Origin of the sequence: Croceibacterium mercuriale, assembly GCF_000802385.1 — a bacterium.
Classification (GTDB): domain Bacteria; phylum Pseudomonadota; class Alphaproteobacteria; order Sphingomonadales; family Sphingomonadaceae; genus Croceibacterium; species Croceibacterium mercuriale.
Map to the genome: position 1 here is coordinate 257,386 of NZ_JTDN01000002.1, position 19,286 is coordinate 276,671.

The following is a 19,286-nucleotide window of genomic DNA, read 5'->3' on the forward strand; positions in this document are numbered from 1 at the left end:
TCAGCCGAACAGCAACAGCGACAGGCGTCGGCGCGTGGCCGATGCCCAGGCATCTTCCAGGCCGACCGCCTCGAAGATCTGCAGCAGCTTGGCCTTGGCCGCGCCACCGTTCCAGCCGGGTTCGGCGGCGATCATGCGCAGCAGCGTGTCGGCCGCATCGTCGCGCAGGCCCGCGGCAAAGGCGCCCTGCGCCCAGGCAAACTGTGCCTCCATGTCGGCCGGCCGCTCCGCCGCGGCGGCGCGCAGGGTCCCCAGCTCACCCTGGTCGACGCCGCTACCCGCCAGTTCCAGCGCAGCGGCGGCCTGCGCCACCAGCGGGTCCTTGCGCACGCTGTCGGGCAACGCGTCCAGCGCGGTGCGCGCCTCCTCCACATGGCCAGACGCGACCAGTGCGCGGATCAGGCCCGACTGCACGCCGGCATCCTCCGGCGCCATGTCCGCGATCTGCATGAAGATGCCGGCGGCCCGCTCCGCATCGCCTTCGGCCAGCACCTGCTCGCCCATGGCCACCAGCGGCGCGATGTCGGGCGCCTCTGCCTCGCCATCACCGGCTACCACCGGCAGCTGCGCCAGCAGCGCGTCCAGCGCTGTCCGCAGCTGGCTTTCCGTGCGCGCCGGCGTCAGGTCCGCCACCGGCTGCCCCTGGAACATGGCATAGACCGTGGGGATGGAGCGCACCTGGAACTGGCTGGCGATGAACTGTTCCTCGTCCACGTTTAGCTTGGCCAGCACCACGCCCTTGTCCGCATACTCCGCGGCGATCTTCTCCAGCACCGGGGTCAGCGCCTTGCACGGTCCGCACCATTCGGCCCAGAAATCCAGGATCACCAGCTTGTCGCGACTGGGTTCGACCACGTCCTGCCGGAACCGGTCCACTGCCTTCTGTTCGTCGATGCTGAGGCCCATGCTTGCCAAGATTGCCGCTCCCTGCCGCTGAAAGATATGCTGCCGACCTATGTGGCCCGTGGCGGCAATTTGCCAAGGGCGAACAGCCTGTCGGCCACGGTTGCGTTTTTGCGCTTGCAGGGGTGGCGACCCTTTGATAGTGGCGCGCCTCCCCACCGGGCCACGCGGTTTTCGCACGGAACGGTGACGCGCCAGAGAGCGGGCGTAGCTCAGTGGTAGAGCACAACCTTGCCAAGGTTGGGGTCGAGGGTTCGAATCCCTTCGCCCGCTCCAGCGATCCCCATATCGCCAGCATGTGACGCCGATGTTGCGGCCCATGCCCCGCCGGATCGGCGAACCAGCGCGCCGCGCCGGTTCGCGGAACTGTCACCGTGCTGTCCTGCAAGCGTCATCTGGCCCTGCGATGACAGGCCGGTCACAACGCGGGAAGCACCGGCATGACCACGCAGATGAGCACGGCGGGCGTCGCCCGCGCCTATGACCGATGGGCCCCGGTCTATGATCTGGTGTTCGGCCCGGTCTTCCGCACCGGCCGCTCCGCCGCGATCGTCGCCGCCGACCGGGTTGGCGGCCGCATCATCGAGGTGGGCGTGGGCACCGGCATCTCCCTGCCCCAATATTCGCGCGACCTGCGCATCGTGGCGGTCGACCTGTCCGATGCCATGCTGGACAAGGCCCGCGCCCGGGTGCGGGCCGAGCAGTTGACCCATGTGGAGCAGGTCGTCGTCGCCGATGCGGAGGCGCTGCACTTCGCCGATGACAGCTTCGATGCGGTGGTCGCGCAATATGTCATCACCGGTTGTCCGCACCCGGAACGCGCGCTGGACGAATTTGCCCGGATCTGCCGGCCGGGGGGCGAGATCATCATCACCACCCGCGTGGGCGCGGGGCACGGCCTGCGCGGCGCGATCGAACGCACGCTGATGCCGCTGACCAGCCGCCTGGGCTTCCGCACGGAATTTCCGTGGAGCCGGTACGAGAACTGGGCCGCCACCCGGCCCGACATCCGCCTGGCCGAGAACCGCCCGCTGCCGCCGCTGGGCCACTTCTCCCTTGTCCGTTACCAGAAGATCAGCCCCGAGGATCACGCCCGATGACCGGTTTTCGTGAGCAGCTTGCCGAGCAGCGGTGGGACGACCACCGGTTCTACCACCACAGCCTGGTCAACCAGACCCTGCACTTCGTCAGCGCCTGCACCTTCATGGTGGCCTATGCGATCCTGTGGGTGGACCCGGCGGTCGCCAGCCTGCTGGCTTGGGGCGTGGCGATGACCAGCCGGCAGGCGGGGCATTTCTTCTTCGAGCCCAAGGGCTACGACCACGTGAATGCGGCGACGCACGATCACAAGGAAGAGATCAAGATCGGCTACAACCTCCAGCGCAAATGGGTGCTGATGAGCCTGTGGCTGGCGGTGCCGCTGGTGCTGCTGCTGCAGCCGACCCTGTGGGGCGCGTTGCTGCCGGCGGATGGCGTCGAAGGCTATCTGCGTCATGTCGGGATCGGCTGGCTGGTGCTGGGCGTGGGCGCGATCGCGTTCCGCAGCGTGCACCTGTTCTTCATTCGCGACGTAGAGACCGGCCTGGTCTGGGCGACCAAGATCGTGACCGATCCGTTCAGTGACTTCCGCCTGTACAAGGGGGCGCCCCGCCGATTGTTGAAGGGCGAGCGGATGGACTATCCGGACGGCAGCCCCGCCTGATCAGCGCCGCAGCCGGGTCGCCAGCGCCGCGCCCAGCACGCCGCGGCGCAGGCCCTTGTCGGTCAGGCCGGCGGGCGTGTCCCACCAGCCATCCGCCGCCATCGCACAGGCGGCGGCGACGAAGCGGCGGGTGATCTCGGCAAACATGGCATCGTCGATGTCCAGGCTGAAGATCAGCCGCCCGGTGCCAACCCAGCTGAGCGCCAGCCCTTCGGCGCGGAGGTAATATTGCAGCATCCAGTTATAGGCCGCGGGTCGCGTGTACAGCACGGTCCAGATCGTCTGCAGATGGGCGACCTGCACGGGCACGCCTGCCCTGGTCAGCGCCGCGTTCATCGCCGTGGCCCGCGCATTCCAGCGGGCATCCAGCCCGTGATACAGTTCGCTCACCTCCGGTGTTTCAAGCCGGCGCAGGAAGGCGTCCATCGCTCCCATGACATAGGGGTGCGCGTTGAAGGTGCCCCGGGCGAAGCAGATGTCCAGCGGGCGATCATCGCGCCAGCGCTTCATCAGCGCGGCGCGGCCCGCCAGCACGCCCACCGGCAGCCCGCCGCCCAGCGTCTTGCCATAGGTGACCAGATCCGGGCGCACGCCGAAATACTCGGCCGCGCCGCCGGGTGCCAGGCGGAAGCCCAGGAACACCTCGTCGAAGATCAGCACGATGCCGTTGCCCCGGCAGACCTCCGCCAGCCGGTGCAGCCAGGCGCGATAGGCGGGCAGGTCCGCGCCCGCGCTGCGCCCGGCGCTGTCGACCAGCTGGTTGTCCGACGCCGCCGCCTTGTTGGGATGCAGCGCCTGCAACGGGTTCACCAGCACGCAGGCGATGTCGCGCCTGGTGGCGAGGACGTGCAGCGTGCGCTCGGACATGTCGGCCAGGGTCAGCGTGCGGTCGGCCGGCACGGGATTGCCGATGCCGGGCTGCACATCGCCCCACCAGCCGTGATAGGCACCGGCGAAGCGCACGATCCGCTGGGCGCCGGTATGATACTGCGCCAGTCGTACGGCCTGCATCACCGCTTCGGTACCGGACATGTGGAACGACACCTCGTCCATGCCGGAAAGCGCGCGCAGCCGGCGGACATTGTCGGCCAGCAGCGGGTGGTAGGCGCCCAGCACCGGGCCCAGCTCGGCCACCGCTGCCGCCCCTTCGGCGATGCACTGCTTGTAGAATTCGTAGCCGAACAGGTTGACGCCATAGCTGCCGGTCAGGTCGATCAGGCGGTTGCCGTCCAGATCGATCACCTCCGGTCCTTCGCTCCGCTGCAGGAAGGCGCCGGTGCCCAGCTGCTCGCGCACGAGGGCGGCGAAGGGGAACGGGACGCGGTAGCTGCCGGTGAATTGCAGGTCGGACAGGCCGGGCCGCACCTCGCGCGTCAGTTCCAGCGTGCGGGCGAACCGCTGCCGGTACAATGCAGCCAGCCGGTCGAACCCGGCCTGCCGCCGCCGCGCGACATCCTCCGCCGCGCCATCGGCGGCGAAGAAGCGGTCGGCCGGTTGCGCGAAGCCCGGGATCTGCCCCGCGACCCGCTTGGCCATGCGGACATGTCCGCCCAGCGAGGGATGCTTGGCGCGCGACAGCGCGAGGCGCCGGCGTCCCTTGTCGAGAGCCAGCGCGGCGGTGGAGCCCAGCAGGGCGGCAAGGATCGGATGCATGGCCGCTTTCACCGCATCCGGGTGACACGGCCATGACATTGCGACAGCGCCTGATGGGCCTGCTGCTGCAGGAAGACCTCAATTTCCTGCTGACCAACCGCCTGCCCCGCCGCTGGGCGACGCAGCTGGTGGGGCGCATTGCCCGCAGCGAGCACCCGCTGATCGCATGGCCTGCGCTGGCTGCGTGGCGATTCTTCGCGCATGTGGATCTTTCGGATACGCGAACGACCAGCTTCCGCTCGCTGGGCGAAGGTTTCACGCGGGCCTTGCAGCTCGGAGCCAGGCCCTTCCCCTCCGATCCGGCGCTGATCGCCAGCCCCTGTGATGCCATCGTCGGCGCGCATGGGCGGGTGGCGGATGGCGTCGCGTGGCAGGTGAAGGGTTATCCGTACCGGCTGGACGAGCTGCTGCCCGACCCGGCACTGGCCGAACGGTTCGCCGATGGCTGGTTCGTCACCCTGCGGCTGACCGCAGGCATGTATCACCGCTTCCACGCCCCGGCCGACCTGATGGTGGAAGGCGTGACCTATCGCTCGGGCGATTGCTGGAACGTCAATCCGATCGCACTGAAGCGGGTGGAGCGATTGTTCTGTCGCAACGAGCGCGCGGTGATCGAGGCGCGGCTGGCGGATGGCACGGCGGTGCTGCTAGTGCCGGTGGCGGCGATCCTGGTGGCCAGCATCCGGCTGACCTTCCTGGATACGCCGGCCCTGCTGCGCGACGGCGGGGCGGAGCGGCAGGCGCTGGCGGTGCCGGTGGCTAGGGGCGCGGAGATGGGCTGGTTCGAGCATGGCTCCACCATCCTGATGTTCCTGCCCGGCGATGCCCGGTTCGTGCCGGACTTGGCGGAGGGGCAGGCGATCCGCGCCGGCACGCCGCTGGCCTGCAGGCCGGCGGCGCCCGGCTGACCGGATCAGCTGCCGGACCGGGCCGTGTGCTGTTCCAGCTCGTCACCCTTCAGCGTCACGACATGCAGCAGGTTGGTCGCGCCGGCCATGCCGAAGGGCACGCCTGCCAGCACGATCAGCTTGCTGTCCTTGCCGCCCATGCCGTGGCGCAGCGCCATGCGCTTGCCCTTGGCGATCATCTCCTCGAAACTGCCGATATCCTTGGTTGCCACGGGATGCGCGCCCCACAGCAGCGCCACCCGGCGGGCCACCGCCATGGACGGGGTCAGCACCATCACCGGCACGCTCGGCCGTTCGCGCGCGACGCGGCGGGCGGAGACGCCGGTGCTGGTGAACACGGCGATGGCGCCGATGCTGACCGTGTCGGCAATGGTCATGCATGCGTGGGCCAGCGCATCGGCCGTCGTCGGATCGGGCGGCGTGTCGAGCATCCGCACCCGCTGGCGATAGCCGTCGTCGCGTTCCACCTGGCGGGCGATGGCATCCATCATCAGCACGGCCTCTTCCGGCCACTGGCCGGCGGCGGTTTCGGCGCTGAGCATCACGCAATCGGCGCCATCATAGACGGCATTGGCCACGTCCGACACCTCCGCACGGGTCGGCGCGGGGCTTTCGATCATGCTTTCCAGCATCTGCGTCGCCACGATCACCGGCTTGCCCAGCAGGCGGGTGGCGTTGACGATCTTCTTCTGCAGCGGCGGAACCTCTTCGGGGTTCAGCTCCACGCCCAGGTCGCCGCGGGCGACCATCACGCCGTCCGACAGCTCGATGATCTCGGCCAGGCGCTTGATCGCCTGCGGCTTCTCGATCTTGGCGCACAGCGCGCCGCGCCCGCCCATCAGCTTGCGCGCCTCGGCCAGATCCTCCGGCCGCTGCACGAAGGACAGGCCGATCCAGTCGGCATTCTGTTCCATGGCAAAGGCCAGGTCGCGCCGGTCCTTTTCCGTCAGCGCCGGGATCGGGATCTCCGCATCGGGCACGTTCACGCCCTTGCGGTCGGAAATGACGCCGCCGACCTCGGCCGTGCAGACGATCTGCTGCTCGGTGGCTTCCACCACCCGCAGGCGGATCTTGCCGTCATTGATCAGCAGCCGCTGCCCCTTGGACATCAGGCCGAACAGTTCGGGATGCGGCAGCTGCACGCGGGTGGCGTCACCCAAGGTCGGGTCCCGGTCCAGCACGAAGCGGCCGCCATGCGGGATCAGCGCGCGCCCTTCGGCAAAGGCGCCGACGCGCAGCTTGGGTCCCTGCAGGTCGCACAGGATGGTCAGCGGGCGGTGCAGTTCCTTTTCCAGCGCGCGGATCGCGGCGATGGAGGCGGCGTGGGTTTCGTGGTCGCCGTGGGACAGGTTCACGCGGAACGCATCGGCGCCCGCGCGCACCAGGCGGCGCAGCATGTCGGGATCGCGGCTGGAGGGCCCGATCGTGGCGAGGATCTTGACCTTGCGAGCGCGCGGGCCAAGCTTGCTGGGACTGGGGGTCGTCGTCATGGGCCAAGGCTATGGCAATGAAACACGACAACACAAGGACGAAGCACATCGTGGTTAATACTGAACCGGCCGACGAACTGGACACCCTGCCCGATGCGGTCGCCGCCGCCGCGTTCCGTCGGCTGGTGCGCCACCTGCGCCATCGCACCGATGCGCAGAACATCGACCTGATGGGCCTGGCGGGGTTCTGCCGCAACTGCCTGGGCGACTGGATCCGCGATGGCGGCTTTCCGGGTGACAAGGAGGCGGCGCGCACGCTGATCCACGGCATGCCGTCCGCCGAATGGAAGGCGAACCACACCACACCCGCCACGCCGGAGCAGCTGGCGCGGATGGACGCGAGCGTGGCGCTGAACGCGGGCGGGCACTGAGCGGGCGCTTGCCCCTTCACCGACCGGCACTTGCTGGCTATCAGCCGCGCCTTTCCCACGAATCTGACGGAGCACCCCTTCATGGCCGAGAACACCGACGACCGCCTGCGCCTGCTGATCGAGCGGGTGGAGCGTCTGGAGGAAGAGAAGAAGGGCATCAGTGACGACATCCGCGACGTCTATGCCGAGGCGAAGGCCGTGGGTTACGATGCCAAGATCATGCGCCAGATCGTGCGGCTGCGTAAGATGAAGCCCGACGACCGCCGCGAGATGGAAATGGTGCTGGATACCTACAAGACGGCGCTGGGCCTGGGCTGATCGAGGGGTAGGAACGCTTGGCGCGCGGCATTGGTTTGAAGGGGGAACGATCCTTCAGCCACGGAGCCGCCGCCATGAGCACCCCCCAGCCGCCCGTCACCGGGCAAGCCTACATCGCCCCCATCCCGGAAGAGCCGGGACTGCCGGGTAATGAAGGCGAGCTCAGCCCCAAGCCCGAGTTCATGCCCCGCTATCCCGGTTCAGGCCGGCTGCGGGGCAAGGTGGCGATCGTCACCGGCGGCGATTCGGGTATCGGCCGGGCGGTGGCGATCCTGTTCGCGCGCGAAGGCGCCAATGTCGCCATCGCCTATCTCAACGAACATGCCGATGCCCACCACACCGAGGCCCTGTGCAAGGCCGAAGGGGCCGAGGTCATGCTGTCGGCCGGCGACCTGGGCGACCAGCGCCATGCCAGCGGTTTCGTGCGCGCGGTGATCGACCGCTGGGGCCGGCTGGACGTGCTGGTCAACAATGCCGGCGAACAGCACCCGGACCAGGACATCACCGACATCACCCCGGAACAGCTGCAGCGCACGTTCCAGACCAACATCTTCTCCATGTTCTACATGGTGCAGGCGGCGCGCCCGCATCTGCAGAGCGGCGCGACGATCGTGAACTGCACCAGCGTCACCATGTACCAGGGCAGCGCCGGCCTGCTGGACTATTCCAGCACCAAGGGGGCGATCACCGCCTTCACCCGGTCCCTGTCCGAGAACCTCGTGGGCGAGGGGATCCGGGTGAACGCGGTGGCGCCCGGGCCGATCTGGACCCCGCTGAACCCGGCCGGCGGCGCCCCGCCGGAAAAGATCCCCACCTTCGGCCAGAACACGCCGATGGGCCGCGCAGGCCAGCCCAACGAGGTCGCGCCCGCCTTCCTGTTCCTGGCGTGCGAGGATTCCAGCTACATGTCCGGCCAGGTGCTGCATCCCAATGGCGGGAGCGTGATCAATGGTTAGTCCCTGGTCCACCGACGGCAGCCGGGCGGCGCGCGACGACAGGCCGGAAAGCCCGACGGCCATGATCGTCACCACCACGCCCACGGTAGAAGGGCGCCCGGTGCGCGATTACCTGGGCGTGGTCACCGGAGAGGCGATCATCGGCGCCAACATGTTCCGCGACCTGTTCGCCAGCATCCGCGACATCGTGGGCGGGCGGGCCGGATCCTACGAACGGGTGCTGAAGGATGCGCGGCAGCAGGCGATCGCCGAATTGCAGGAGGAGGCCGCCCGGCTGGGTGCCAATGCGGTGGTCGGCGTCGATCTTGACTACGAGGTGATCGGCGATACCGGGTCCATGCTGATGGTCAGCGCCAGCGGCACGGCGGTCCGGATCTGACCGGATTGCGGCGCTGGCCGACAGCCCCCTGTATCAAGGACTGACAATGAAGCGCCTTCTTCCTGCACTTTGCCTGGGCCTGGCGCTGGTCATGCCCGGCACCGCACAGGCGTGGGGGCCGACCGGCCACCGGGTCGTGGCCGAGCTGGGGGACCGGTTCGTCTGCGGGCAGACCCGGCTGGAGATCCGCGACCTGCTGGGCACGGAGACGCTGGCCGATGCCGCCAACTGGCCCGATTACATGCGCCTGTCGCCGGACCCGCACTGGCATGACCGGACATTCCCGTGGCATTTCGTGACCATTCCTGACGGGCAGGGCTATGCCGCGACCGGAGCGCCGCCGGAAGGTGATGCGGTTTCCGCCCTGGCCCAGTCGCGCGCGACGGTGCTGGACCGCTCCGCCCCGCTGGAGGATCGCCGCGCCGCGCTGCGCATGATCGTGCATTTCGTCGGCGACCTGAACCAGCCGCTGCATGCCGGCAACGCGACCGACCGGGGCGGCAACGACGCGATCGTCACGATGCGGGGCGAGGACATGAACCTGCACTCGGTCTGGGACAATGCGCTGATCGACCTGGAGCAGATGTCGTGGAGCGAGTGGGCCGACTTCCTGGAACGCAACATCACCAGCGAGCAGGCGATCGCCTGGTCCGGCACCGATCCGGTCGCCTGGGCGGACGAATCGCGCGGCCTGCATGGCCAGATCTATCCGGAGGTATCCTCGGAAACCGAAAAGGGGATGATCGACAGCGCATATATCTTCCGCACGCGCCCGCTTGTGCATCAGCAGCTGACCAAGGCGGGCCTCCGCCTCGCCAGCTATCTGGATGCCGCCTTCGGCCATTGCGCGGGTGGCACGCAGGTGGCGGCCGACGGCAACTGAGCGCGGGCGGGCCGCGGCGGGCGGTCCGCCGGTTGCCCTTCCGCGCCTGTCAGGTGTAAGGGCCTGCCCTTCGGGGCGGCAGGTGGCGGCCCCAGGACAGTCATTCTTCCGGGGTTCTCATGGCCGGCCATTCCAAGTTCAAGAACATCATGCACCGCAAGGGCGCGCAGGACAAAAAACGCTCCGCCCAGTTCTCCAAGCTCAGCCGCGAGATCACCGTGGCGGCGAAGTCGGGCATGCCCGATCCTGACATGAACCCGCGCCTGCGGCTGGCGGTGAACAACGCCAAGGCGGTGTCCATGCCCAAGGACAACATCCAGCGCGCGATCGACAAGGCCGCGGCGGCCGGAGGCGAGGATTACGAGGAGATCCGCTATGAAGGCTATGGCCCGGGCGGGGTCGCCATCATCGTCGAGGCGCTGACCGACAACCGCAACCGCACCGCCACCAATGTGCGCACCGCCTTCAGCAAGAATGGCGGCAACCTGGCCGCATCGGGCGCGGTCGCGCACGGGTTCGAGCGCAAGGGCCTGATCGAGTACCCGGCCACCGCCGGCGGCGAGGAGCAGGTGCTGGAAGCCGCGATCGAGGCAGGCGCCGACGATGTGGAAAGCAGCGAGGACGGCCACACGATCTGGACCGCGATGGAGTCGCTGCACGAGGTGGCCGGCGCGCTGGAGAAGGCGCTGGGCGAGCCCGAAAGCGTGAAGCTGGCGTGGAAGCCGGGCCTCAGCGTCGATGTGGCGGAGGACGATGCGGGCACGCTGCTCAAGCTGATCGACACGCTGGAAGAGGATGACGACGTCCAGACGGTGTGGGGCAATTACGAGCTGTCCGACGCGGTGATGGAATCGCTGGGCTGACTTGCCACTGATCCTGGGCCTCGATCCCTCGCTGTCCTGCACCGGCTGGGGGGTGGTGCGCTGCGAGGGGTCGCGGCTGAGCCATGTGGCCAATGGCCAGGTGCCCAGCCCGGCTGGCGGTGCGCTGTCCGACCGGCTGGCCGCGCTCTATGCCGCGGTGGCGGCGGTGATTGCCGAGCACCAGCCGGACCGCGCCGCAGTGGAGGAGGTGTTCGTCAACAAGAACGGGCAATCCACGCTGAAGCTGGCACAGGCGCGCGGCGCGGTGCTGGCGGCATGTGGCGCGGCCGCCCTGCCCGTGACCGAACATGCGGCGCGCAGCGTGAAGCAGGCGGTGGTTGGCACCGGCGCGGCGGAAAAGGCGCAGGTGCAGGCCATGCTGCGCGTGCTGCTGCCGGGCGCCGCGATCGTGGGCGCCGATGCGGCGGATGCGCTGGCGGTGGCGATCACCGCCGCGCAGCTGCCGCCGCGCTGGTGACCTCAGCGCCGGTGCGTCAGGAAGAACCGCATCATCTCGCGTGACGCCTCCGGCCCGCTGGGATCGGTGTAGGAGCCGGACGCGTCACCGCCGGACCAGGCATGACCGGATCCCTCGACCGTCCATTGCTCGATCAGCTCCGCGCCGGCCGGATCAACGCTGACGCTGCGCGTGAAGCTGCGTCCGGACGGGCTGCGGCCCTCCTCCACCCTGACTGTCAGCGTCACCCCGGCGGCGGCGGAAGCCGCGGCGATGATCTGCTGGCTGTTCGCCTCGTGCACGGTCGTGTCGCGGTCGCCGTGGAAGGTGATGACGGGCACGAACCGTTCCTGCCGGCGTGCCGGGCCGCCGCGCTGCATTGCCATCAGCGCGCTGGGCAAATCCTTCGCGGCCCCGCATCCAAGGCCGGAATGGATGCCGACGGCCGCGTAGATGTCGGGGTATTCCGCCGCCATGATCGCCGCCGCCGCGCCGCCGGCGGACAGGCCGGCGACATAGACGCGGGCCGGATCGATCGCGTGATCGGCAATGACGTGGCGCGTGATGCCGGCCAGCAGGGCCGGCTCGCCCCTGTCACGCTGCTGGTCGCCCGGCTTGAACCAGTTCCAGCACTTCTGCGCATTGGCGCTGGCGGTCTGCCGGGGATAGGCGACGAAGAAGCCCAGCTCGTCCGCCAGGGCATTCATGCCGGTGCCGCGGGCGAAGTCCTCCGGCGATTGCGTGCAGCCGTGCAGCATCACCACCAGCGGCATGCCGGCCATGGCGTTGGCGGGATGATACAGCCTGTAGCCGATGGTGCCCTCGCGCCCGCTCCAGGACTGCTCCTCGAAGCGGCCCTGCCCGGTGGCGGCGGCCGCCGCCTTGTCCGGGCCTGGCGTGGCACTGGCGGACGCCGGTGACGGCTTCGCCCGCCAGACGCCACCATCCGACACCAGATCGATCAGGGCATCGTTGCGGCCGGCTGCAGCCGGTGTACCGTCTGACGTGCCTGCGCCGGGACCGCCCTGCAGCAGAGCGGTCGCCTCCATCAGCTTGCCGGACCGGGTGAGGCGAAGCACCTCCGCCATCGAATCGCTCAATGCCATGGGATTGTCCTTGAAAGAGGTCACTTGAGGCGATCGGCCAGCGCGGCCTTGACGGCAGCACTGGCGTGGAATGCGCCCAGAACTGTGAGGGATGCGATCGCGGCGCGCGCGAGATCGGGGGTTACGTCGGTGTCGATCGTCGCCAGCCCCAGCACCCGGATGTCGAGCGTCTCGCCCGCATCACGGACTGCCTCCAGCTGGGTGCGGGTGAAATGGCTGATGCCGAGGTCGAGCTGCTTGCGGACGGTCGACTTCTCGGCCGCCTCGCGGTGCCGTTCCAGCTGGTTGCGGACGGCGGTGCGGATGAAATCGGAACGGTTGGAGTAGAAGCCGTCACGCACCAGCAGGTCGATATGCCCGAGATCGACATAGCCCAGGTTGATCGTGATCTTTTCGCTATCCGGCCGGGGCCGCAGCTCCTGAACGTTGCTCACCATCTGCTCCTAACCATCCAACTGGATGGTAAATGGATGGTAAGGCGCAGATGTTCAAGGCGTCATTTCGCAGGTGCAGCAAAAGGCACCCGGTCACAAAAGGCCTTACTTGTTACGAAAGTTCTCGAGGCCCCGCACCGTGCCAGGCTTCACCGTGGGCTCGGACGCGTTCACCTTGGGCTTCTCAACCTTGGGCTTGCGGACCTCGCGATTGGATTTCTTCTGACCCTTGGCCAAGACCCGTCTCCTGAAGCGTGATTATCGTTGCGTGTTCAGGCGACGGTCGCGCGAGCGGCGCGCGCCTGCAGGATGGCCACGGCCTCCCGGCAATGGGCTTCGCTGCGGTAGCCGCCTGCCTCGACGAGGATCGCACCGTCCGGATCCGTCAGGCGCCAGCGCCAGTCTCCGCCCGCAAACTGGGTGGAGGTCAGGCTGGTCGACTGCACCCGGAAGATGGCAAAGTGCCCCTGATGCGCCTCGCCGATCTCGCTGAGGATGACACCGCACCCGGCCTGGTCGTTGGACGGGAAGCCGTGTCCGGTCTGTTCCATGAAATGCCGGTCGGCAGACAGCTGCCCGCCATCAGGCATGCCGGTCTGGCGGGTGGATTCGTGCATCATGTCAGGCCTCCGTCGCCGCAGGAACGGGCAAACGGCCAAGCGCGGCCTCGACACTGGCGAAGCCCTGCGCACTGCTGGTCGCCAGATCGAGCGGGCGGGTGCCCAGCTCGGCATTGTCGCTGTTGAGGAAGGCGATCGCCCCTTCGCGGCCGAGCCGCTGGAAGGCGATCCGCGTGATCTCCCCCTGGCGGCGCGCATCGTCCGGCTGCAGCCGCGGGGCATCGGCCCGGCGGAAGCGTACGGGGCCACGCTTGGGCGTCGGGGTTTCTACGGGATCGCTCATGCCGGGCAGCCTTGCGGATGTGCCGGAACAGCGGCCAGCCCTTCCCAGGAGAGGGCCGCAGCCGCCTTGAGCCCGCGCTGCATCGTGCCGATCCGCGCCGCCAGCAGCGACGCGTCGATCCGTGATGCGTTCCGGCTGGCACACGACGGCGCCCGGTCGGCCCTGATCAACATGAGCTGATGATCGAAATAAAGCTGGTTCAGGTCCATGTCGGGCTCCTCGACGTAAGCGGGAGCACGACGTGTCTCTCAGCCGCAGGCGCCTACACGAGCGTTTACCTGCGATGTAATCTATATAGCATCGAAGGGGCCGAATTGTAAGCGGTTAGTCCGGCCTGACCTGCGGGGATTGTACCCTCAGGCGTTGACGTCGGCGTAGTGACTGGCGCCCGGCACGCCTTCCATCTTCTCCAGCAGCAACGGCCGGAAGCTGGGGCGGCTCTTGATCACCCGGTACCATCCGTGTGCGCCATCATGGCCGGTCCAGTCCAGCCCGCCGAGATAGTCCGCGACCGACAATTGCGCGGCAGCGGCGAAGTCGGCCAGGCTCAACTGTGCGCCCGCCAGCCACCGGCGGGTATCGACCAGCCAGTCGATATAATCGAGATGCTCGTGCGCGGCGCGCATCGCCTGGCGCAGCGCCTGCGAATCAGGCGGCTGGCGCAGCACTATCCGCTTGGTCATCTTCTCGTGAAGCAGCGGGCTGACCACGTCGGCGAACAGCACCTCGTCGAACAGGGCGACCAGCCGGCGGATCTCCGCCCGGGCGGCGGCGGTGCCCAGGATCAGCGGGCTGCGCTCCACCGTCTCCTCGAAATATTCGCAGATCGCCTGGCTGTCGGCCAGCGCGAGGTTCTTTTCCTCCAGCCACAACGCCGGGGTCCGCCGGGCATGGTTCACATGGCCGAACAGGTCCGACGGATCCCACGGATGCTCGCGCAGGATCTCGTACGCCACGCCCTTCTCGCTCAGCGCGAGGCGGACCTTGCGACTGAAGGGGCACAGGGGAAAGGCAAACAGCTGCCACATGGGCGGCGTCCCTGCCATGAAGTGCGGCGGCGCGCCAGCATCTTGGCTGGTGGCGGGGTGCTTGCCTGTGCCGATGCGGGCCGTTACCGGCACCCGCGCCATGACTGCCCACAAATCCGGTGACCCCACCACGCTGAACCGCCTCTATGGCCGATCGAAGGGCAAGGCGCTGCGCGACCGCCAGCTGCAGCTGGTCGAGACGCTGCTGCCCCGGCTGGCGATCCCGGACGATGGCCCGGTCACGGCACAGGCGCTGTTCGGCAGCGACGGGCCGCTGCATTTCGAGATCGGCTTCGGAGCGGGCGAGCACCTGGCCTATCGCGCGGACCTGCTGCCCGATCACCGCTTCATCGGCGCGGAGCCGTTCCTGAACGGCGTCGCCGCCGCGCTGGTCCATGTGGAGGATGGCGCGCTGGCCAATGTGCGGCTGCATCATGGCGATGCGCTGGAGGTGCTGGCCCGCATTCCAGACGGCACGCTGTCCTTTGCCTATCTGCTGCATCCCGACCCATGGCCCAAGGCGCGCCATGCCAAGCGGCGGATGATGAATGACGGCCCGCTGGACCTGATCGCCGCCAAGCTGCGCCCCGGTGGCGAGTTCCGCTTCGGCACCGATCACCCGGTCTACCTGCGGCACGCGCTGATGGTGATGCGCCGGCACTGGCACCAGTTCGAATGGCTGGCGGACGGTCCGCAGAGCTTCCAGCAGCGCCCCGGCGGCTGGTGCGAGACGCGGTACGAGGCCAAGGCCCGCAGACTGGGGCACGAGGTCTGGTACTTCCGCTACCGTCGCAAGTAGCCCCGCGTCAGGCGCAGGCGACCCAGCCGCGCCAGGTGAAGGCGGCGTAGAACTGTTCGATGCCGCCGAAGCCGGCGTCGCGCAGGCAGGCCTCGTCGCCCGCGGGATCGATCGCCGGCAGGGTGGCGGCGACCGCGGCGCGCGCCTGCTCCGCCATGGCGGGATCGACGCCCATGCTGGTGGCAAAGGCGGCATAGCGGGTCAGCCAGCGGGTCCGGGCGGGTTCGTCCTGCGGGAAGCTGGCATGCGCCACCACCAGCGGGGCACCGGGCTTCATGCGCGCGCGCATCCGCCGCAGGGTTTCGGTCCGCTCCTCCCGTTCCAGGAAGTGCAGCGTCAGCAGGCAGGTCGCGGCATCGAATGGGCCGGCGGGGGCGGCCTCGATCGTGCCTTCGATCAGCTCCGCCCGGGCTGCATCCGCGCCCATGGTCTGCCGGGCGAGGTCCAGCATCGGCCCGGCGGGATCGACCCCGGTGAAGCGCCAGCCCGGCTGTGCCTGCGCCAGCGCAGCCAGTTCCAGCCCGCCGCCTGCGCCCAGCACCAGCACATGCGCCTGCGGCCCGGCGCGTTCGGCCAGCAGGATCGCGGTCATCCGGTGCAGCGCCTCCAGCCCCGGCGTGAACCGTCGCGGACCGTCGATATAGGCGGCCGTCCGGGCAGGATCGCGGAACATGGCGATGAACGGGTTCTCAGTCATCGCGGGTGTCCTGCCACGCGGGCGCCCGGTCGAAATCGCCCCGGTCGAACGGGCGGTCGGTGAACAGGTAGCCGTAGTAGAACTTGCGCAGCCGCTCGTGAAAGGCGCGGATGCGGTCCTGATAGGCGAGCTGCGCGGCCAGGTCGGTGTCGGCCAGCCGGGTCAGCAGCGCCTGCACGCCGACCGGCGGCAGCACCCAGCCCAGGCCCTGGCCAGCGGCATCACGCCCTTCCAGTCCGGCGCGGTAGGCCCGCACCTGCGGCGCGACGCTCTCGTCCCCGTTCTGGTGAAACGCGAGGTACCATTTGTAGTGGAACTCCGGCCCCAGCGGCGCCGAACCAGCCCATGCGGGATGGTTGGCGTAGAAGCGGTCCATCGTGTCCTGTCGCGGGATGTCCCACGCGCGGTTGACCGCCTCACGCTGCGCAAGCACGATCTCCGCCCCCTGCGCCACCGGAATGGCGCGGTTGATCACCACATGGGCCAGCGTCGGCAGCACCAGCACCAGCACCAGCCACAGCCCGGCCAGCGCAGCGGCATTGGCGGTCGAGCTCCAGCGCAGCCGGCCGACCAGCGCGGCGATGCCGATCCAGAACAGCAGGTACGCGGCGGTCACCAGCAGCACGATCGCGATCGCACCGATGCCCGCCCCCTGCATGATGGCAGCCAGCGCGAAGGGCGCTCCCAGGATCGTCCACAACAGCCCCAGCCGCAGCCCGGTGCGTCGCCGCCACACCGCCTTGCCGCCGCGCGGAAGCGCTTCGAGCGTGCGCTGCCGGCCGGCCTCCCGCTCGGCCGAAACCAGATCGTGAAACAGGGCAATCACGAACAGCGGAGCCAGGAACACCAGCACGAAGGCCCAGTCGAACCGGCCGGGCAGCGCCAGTTCGGGGTTGAAGGTGTCGCCATCATAGATCTGCGCCTCCAGCCCCAGCGCGCGGACCCGCAGGATGAAGGGCGCGACATCGCGCATGCCTAGGGCGGCAAAGGCCAGCGGGCCGGGTGCATCCCAGGTGGGATGGAAGGAATAGTAGGCGGCGCTGCCCGCATCTTTGGTCCGCACGACATAGTCGGCGATCGCGCCGATATCCTCCGCCTGCGCGGCCGGGATGGCGGCGATGGCGGCGCGCTGGCGGGCGACCTCCGCGGTGCCGGCGACCAGTGCGGCGATCGTCAGCCCCGCCAGCAGAGCCAGCGCGATCACCGTCAGCTTCTGGCGCAGCAGCAGGCGCAGTTCGTGCAGCAGCAGGTTCATCGGCGATCTCCCAGCCGGCGCGTGGCAAAGGCGAGCAGCAGGGCCGCTGCGGCCAGCCAGCCAACGACGACCAGCAGGCCGGGCAGCGCCGCGCGGGCCAGCGCGCTGCCGCTCGGGCCGACGAAGCGGAAATCGGGCATGGCGTCCCAGTTGCCGGCCTCCACCCGCTTGCGGCGGTCGGCGGCCGGGTCGATCGCGGTATCGTCCGCATAGCTGACGCCTTCGGCCTGCAGTCGGTTCAGCCGCTGCACTAGGTCGTATCGGTAAGCCTCTGCCTGTTCCAGGAAGCGGCGGTGGCCGGCGAAGTCGGTACCTGCCGCCGCCATGGACAGGGTGCGGATGGCAATGGCTGGGCTGACGATGCCGGCAGCCCGCACCAGGGCGTTCTGCCGGTCCTGTGCGGCGTAGCTGTCCCCGGCATAGCGATCGAACAGGGCGGTGGTCAGCCGCTCGCCCTCCATGCCGACCAGCCCCTTGTAGTTGACGGGCAGGTCCTCGATCCGGGTGACGCCGTAGCGGTCGAGCACCTGTTGCCTGAAGGCGGCGAAGTGCGGATCGTCCGGATTGTGGCTGTCGCCCATCTGGCGCAGGTCGCGGGCGATGGCGACGTCGGTCTGCAGGCGGTTCCGCAGGGGCACGGCGGCGCCCGCCACATCCGGCATGATGCGCGGCAGCAGCACGGTGACGACCGCCCACAGCGCCACCAGCACCAGCAGCGCATCGCGGCTGCGGCGCACGAGGGCGGAGACGGCCAGGATCAGCACGACCCACAGCGCAAGATAGGCGAAATAGCCGGCGGCGATGGTCAGCATCGGCAGGGCCAGCGCACCGGGCTGGCCGGCGATCAGGGCGAAACCGATCATCGCCGGCAGGCCCGCCAGCACCGCGACGATGCCCAGCGCCAGCAGCTTGCCGCGCACGACCTGTCCCCGGCTCGCGCCCTGCAGCATCAGCAGGCGCAGCGTGCCCCGCTCGCTTTCCCGCGCCAGTGCGCCATAGCCGAGAAAGACCAGCAGCAGCGGTGCGACCACCTGCAGCACGAAGGCCGGGGTCAGCTGGCCGAAGCGGACCAGCAGCGAACTTTGCCGCACATCCCCGAAATTGGCGGTGTTCTGCCGATGCCCTTCCAGAAACATGCTGTTGCCGGTGAAACTGTCCACGCCCGGATCGAACGCCGCCAGCGGGCCGAGCGGGCGGAAGATGAAGTGCCCGTAATGGACCACGCGATGCGGGTGCCGGTCCGGTTGCGCATCGAAGGCAGCGTCGGCCGCGGCGGCATGACGCGCGCGCAGGTCGGCATTGGCGCGCTGGTGGGCCCAGCTGCTGGCGACCGCCACCAGCGTCAGCAGCACCAGCAGCACGAAGGCGATCACCGCCACGCGGTTGCGCACCATCAGTCGCAGCTCGTCACCTGCGATCAGGCGGACCCGGTTCATGCAGCCACCTGCCCGCCGGCCTGGAACCGGGCATGCAGGGCACGCACGTCGAACCGGTCGGGGCCGCTGGCGTCCGCCTCATGCGCGACGCGGCCGGCCTCCAGGAAGGCGATGCGGTCGGCCACGTCGGCGGCGGAGAGCAGGTCGTGCGTCACCATCAGCACCGCGGTGCCGCGGTCGCGCACCGCGCTGACCAGCGCGTTGAAATCGGCGGTGGCGCGCGGATCCAGGCCGGAGGTCGGCTCGTCCAGCAGCAGCACCGGCACCTGCCGCAGCAGCGCGACCGCGATGGCGACCTTCTGCCGCATCCCCTTGGAAAAGCCGCCCAGCCGCTGGTCCCATGCGCGATCCTGCAGGCCGGCACCGGTCAGGGCATCGGTGATGGCGCCGCGCTCATGCCGTTCCCCGGACAGGGCGAGCAGGTAGTCGGCATTCTCCACCGCGGTCAGATGTTCGTAGAGGGCGACATTCTCCGGCAGATAGGCGATCTGCCGGCGCGCGCCGTCCGGGTCGGCGCCGGGATCGATCCCGTTCACCGCGATCCGGCCGCTGCCCGCGCGCACGAAGCCGAGCAGCGCGGCCAGTGTCGTCGACTTGCCTGCCCCGTTGCCGCCCAGCAGCGCCGTGATGCTGGCGGCCGGCACCGCCAGCGACAGGCCATCCAGCACCCGGTGGGCGCCATAGGCAAGGTGCAGGTCCTGGATCAGGATAGGGGCGGCAGGTTCGGTCATGCAGGCTCTTTTCA

The 19,286-nt window shown here is 69.0% G+C and carries 24 protein-coding genes and 1 tRNA gene; 12 read left to right on the top strand and 13 right to left on the bottom strand.

The features are described 5' to 3' along the window. Positions 1-906, bottom strand: a complete 906-nt coding sequence (locus PK98_RS10860; RefSeq protein WP_039096947.1) for a tetratricopeptide repeat protein — start codon at positions 904-906, stop codon at positions 1-3. A 198-nt stretch (positions 907-1,104) separates the two neighbouring features. Here PK98_RS10860 and PK98_RS10865 point away from each other — a divergent pair. The 3 genes from PK98_RS10865 (at position 1,105) to PK98_RS10875 (ending at position 2,605) form a co-directional block, all read left to right on the top strand. Continuing rightward, positions 1,105-1,179, top strand: a tRNA-Gly gene (locus tag PK98_RS10865). 164 nt (positions 1,180-1,343) lie between these two features. Further along, the gene (locus tag PK98_RS10870) at positions 1,344-2,003 is read left to right on the top strand and encodes a class I SAM-dependent methyltransferase (RefSeq protein ID WP_039096948.1); all 660 of its coding nucleotides are present in this window, start codon (positions 1,344-1,346) and stop codon (positions 2,001-2,003) included. Beyond that, entirely contained in the window at positions 2,000-2,605 is a 606-nt protein-coding gene (locus PK98_RS10875; protein ID WP_039096949.1) for a hypothetical protein, read from the top strand. The genes PK98_RS10870 and PK98_RS10875 overlap by 4 nt, the downstream gene beginning before the upstream one ends. Here PK98_RS10875 and PK98_RS10880 read toward each other — a convergent pair whose 3' ends face one another. After that, the gene (locus PK98_RS10880) at positions 2,606-4,258 is read right to left on the bottom strand and encodes an aminotransferase class III-fold pyridoxal phosphate-dependent enzyme (protein WP_039096950.1); all 1,653 of its coding nucleotides are present in this window, start codon (positions 4,256-4,258) and stop codon (positions 2,606-2,608) included. It lies immediately after the preceding gene. 32 nt (positions 4,259-4,290) lie between these two features. On the opposite strand from PK98_RS10880, the gene asd reads away from it, so the two are divergent. After that, positions 4,291-5,166, top strand: a complete 876-nt coding sequence (asd, locus tag PK98_RS10885; protein ID WP_039096951.1) for an archaetidylserine decarboxylase — start codon at positions 4,291-4,293, stop codon at positions 5,164-5,166. Between the two features lie 5 nt (positions 5,167-5,171). On the opposite strand, the gene pyk is transcribed toward asd, so the two are convergent. Then, entirely contained in the window at positions 5,172-6,656 is a 1,485-nt protein-coding gene (pyk, locus tag PK98_RS10890) for a pyruvate kinase (RefSeq protein ID WP_039096952.1), read from the bottom strand. Positions 6,657-6,706: 50 nt separating this feature from the next. On the opposite strand from pyk, the gene PK98_RS10895 reads away from it, so the two are divergent. The 7 genes from PK98_RS10895 (at position 6,707) to ruvC (ending at position 10,904) form a co-directional block, all read left to right on the top strand. Then, complete coding sequence (locus PK98_RS10895) at positions 6,707-7,027, top strand: DUF1244 domain-containing protein (protein ID WP_039097579.1); 321 nt, start codon at positions 6,707-6,709, stop codon at positions 7,025-7,027. A gap of 81 nt (positions 7,028-7,108) precedes the next feature. Continuing rightward, positions 7,109-7,345, top strand: a complete 237-nt coding sequence (locus PK98_RS10900) for a DUF2312 domain-containing protein (protein WP_039097580.1) — start codon at positions 7,109-7,111, stop codon at positions 7,343-7,345. A 74-nt stretch (positions 7,346-7,419) separates the two neighbouring features. Beyond that, a complete protein-coding gene (locus tag PK98_RS10905) occupies positions 7,420-8,301 on the top strand; it encodes an SDR family oxidoreductase (protein ID WP_081996200.1) in 882 nt (293 codons plus the stop codon). Positions 8,302-8,362: 61 nt separating this feature from the next. Further along, complete coding sequence (locus PK98_RS10910; RefSeq protein ID WP_039097582.1) at positions 8,363-8,680, top strand: heavy metal-binding domain-containing protein; 318 nt, start codon at positions 8,363-8,365, stop codon at positions 8,678-8,680. A gap of 46 nt (positions 8,681-8,726) precedes the next feature. Beyond that, entirely contained in the window at positions 8,727-9,563 is an 837-nt protein-coding gene (locus PK98_RS10915; protein WP_081996201.1) for a S1/P1 nuclease, read from the top strand. 119 nt (positions 9,564-9,682) lie between these two features. After that, positions 9,683-10,426, top strand: coding sequence for a YebC/PmpR family DNA-binding transcriptional regulator (locus PK98_RS10920; RefSeq protein WP_039096953.1), 744 nt, complete (start codon positions 9,683-9,685; stop codon positions 10,424-10,426). A 1-nt stretch (position 10,427) separates the two neighbouring features. Beyond that, positions 10,428-10,904: a crossover junction endodeoxyribonuclease RuvC gene (gene ruvC / locus PK98_RS10925; RefSeq protein ID WP_039096954.1), complete on the top strand. Its 477-nt coding sequence runs from the start codon at positions 10,428-10,430 to the stop codon at positions 10,902-10,904. Positions 10,905-10,906: 2 nt separating this feature from the next. On the opposite strand, the gene PK98_RS10930 is transcribed toward ruvC, so the two are convergent. From PK98_RS10930 to PK98_RS10955, 6 genes are all read right to left on the bottom strand, one after another. Next, entirely contained in the window at positions 10,907-11,989 is a 1,083-nt protein-coding gene (locus tag PK98_RS10930; RefSeq protein ID WP_039097584.1) for an extracellular catalytic domain type 1 short-chain-length polyhydroxyalkanoate depolymerase, read from the bottom strand. 20 nt (positions 11,990-12,009) lie between these two features. Beyond that, a complete protein-coding gene (locus PK98_RS10935) occupies positions 12,010-12,423 on the bottom strand; it encodes a hypothetical protein (RefSeq protein WP_200885029.1) in 414 nt (137 codons plus the stop codon). A 272-nt stretch (positions 12,424-12,695) separates the two neighbouring features. Then, positions 12,696-13,043: a DUF1508 domain-containing protein gene (locus tag PK98_RS10940; RefSeq protein WP_039096956.1), complete on the bottom strand. Its 348-nt coding sequence runs from the start codon at positions 13,041-13,043 to the stop codon at positions 12,696-12,698. Between the two features lies 1 nt (position 13,044). Then, the gene (locus PK98_RS10945) at positions 13,045-13,326 is read right to left on the bottom strand and encodes an antitoxin Xre/MbcA/ParS toxin-binding domain-containing protein (RefSeq protein ID WP_039096957.1); all 282 of its coding nucleotides are present in this window, start codon (positions 13,324-13,326) and stop codon (positions 13,045-13,047) included. Continuing rightward, positions 13,323-13,535, bottom strand: coding sequence for a hypothetical protein (locus PK98_RS10950; RefSeq protein WP_039096958.1), 213 nt, complete (start codon positions 13,533-13,535; stop codon positions 13,323-13,325). Before PK98_RS10950 ends, PK98_RS10945 begins: the two co-directional genes overlap by 4 nt. 147 nt (positions 13,536-13,682) lie before the next feature. Further along, a complete protein-coding gene (locus PK98_RS10955) occupies positions 13,683-14,354 on the bottom strand; it encodes a glutathione S-transferase family protein (RefSeq protein ID WP_039097585.1) in 672 nt (223 codons plus the stop codon). A gap of 100 nt (positions 14,355-14,454) precedes the next feature. Here PK98_RS10955 and trmB point away from each other — a divergent pair, with 100 nt between their 5' ends. Further along, positions 14,455-15,153, top strand: a complete 699-nt coding sequence (gene trmB, locus PK98_RS10960) for a tRNA (guanine(46)-N(7))-methyltransferase TrmB (protein WP_039096959.1) — start codon at positions 14,455-14,457, stop codon at positions 15,151-15,153. 7 nt (positions 15,154-15,160) lie between these two features. Here the strand turns inward: trmB and PK98_RS10965 are convergent, their stop codons facing one another. The 4 genes from PK98_RS10965 to PK98_RS10980 are packed head-to-tail and all read right to left on the bottom strand — an operon-like array spanning position 15,161 to position 19,272. Beyond that, the gene (locus tag PK98_RS10965; protein ID WP_039096960.1) at positions 15,161-15,850 is read right to left on the bottom strand and encodes a class I SAM-dependent methyltransferase; all 690 of its coding nucleotides are present in this window, start codon (positions 15,848-15,850) and stop codon (positions 15,161-15,163) included. Next, complete coding sequence (locus tag PK98_RS10970; protein WP_039096961.1) at positions 15,843-17,105, bottom strand: DUF3526 domain-containing protein; 1,263 nt, start codon at positions 17,103-17,105, stop codon at positions 15,843-15,845. Before PK98_RS10970 ends, PK98_RS10965 begins: the two co-directional genes overlap by 8 nt. Further along, a complete protein-coding gene (locus PK98_RS10975; protein WP_039096962.1) occupies positions 17,102-18,541 on the bottom strand; it encodes an ABC transporter permease in 1,440 nt (479 codons plus the stop codon). The genes PK98_RS10970 and PK98_RS10975 overlap by 4 nt, the downstream gene beginning before the upstream one ends. Next, positions 18,538-19,272 (bottom strand): ABC transporter ATP-binding protein, encoded by a 735-nt coding sequence (locus PK98_RS10980; protein WP_039096963.1) that lies wholly within the window; start codon positions 19,270-19,272, stop codon positions 18,538-18,540. Before PK98_RS10980 ends, PK98_RS10975 begins: the two co-directional genes overlap by 4 nt. Positions 19,273-19,286: the final 14 nt, after the last annotated feature.